This window comes from Rhodobacter sp. TJ_12 (genome assembly GCF_020023995.1).
Taxonomy (GTDB): domain Bacteria; phylum Pseudomonadota; class Alphaproteobacteria; order Rhodobacterales; family Rhodobacteraceae; genus Rhodobacter.
The window spans coordinates 1-517 of sequence record NZ_NRRD01000103.1 but is presented as its reverse complement, the minus strand read 5'-3'; the positions used below and the strand labels follow the sequence as shown (position 1 = coordinate 517).

Sequence of the window (517 nt, the reverse complement as noted above, 5' to 3'; positions counted from 1 at the left end):
CTCCCTGACCCTCGACACCCGCTTCGACCTCGCCATTAAAGCCTTCGAACACACCGCCGCCTACGACAGCATGATCGCCAACTATTTTGGCAGCATGGTGCCGGCCTATCACGGCGAGACAAAAGAAGCCGCCGGCCGCTTCCCGCGCACCCTGAACCTGAACTTCATTAAGAAGCAGGATATGCGCTACGGCGAAAACAGCCACCAGCAGGCAGCCTTCTATATAGAAGAAGAGGTAAAAGAAGCCTCTGTTGCGACCGCTCAGCAGGTTCAGGGCAAAGCGCTCTCCTATAACAACATTGCTGACACCGACGCCGCGCTGGAATGCGTGAAAGAGTTCAGCGAGCCGGCCTGCGTTATCGTTAAGCATGCGAATCCATGCGGCGTTGCCGTGAGCACCTCTATTCTGGATGCCTACGATCGCGCCTACAAAACCGACCCGACCTCCGCGTTCGGCGGCATTATCGCCTTCAACCGCGAGCTGGATGCTGAAACCGCACAGGCCATCATCTCCCGC

At 57.6% G+C, this 517-nt stretch carries 1 pseudogene; it reads left to right on the top strand.

The window, feature by feature from the left end:
- A pseudogene (gene purH, locus CKO11_RS17410) lies at positions 1–517 on the top strand (bifunctional phosphoribosylaminoimidazolecarboxamide formyltransferase/IMP cyclohydrolase); the annotation flags it as partial.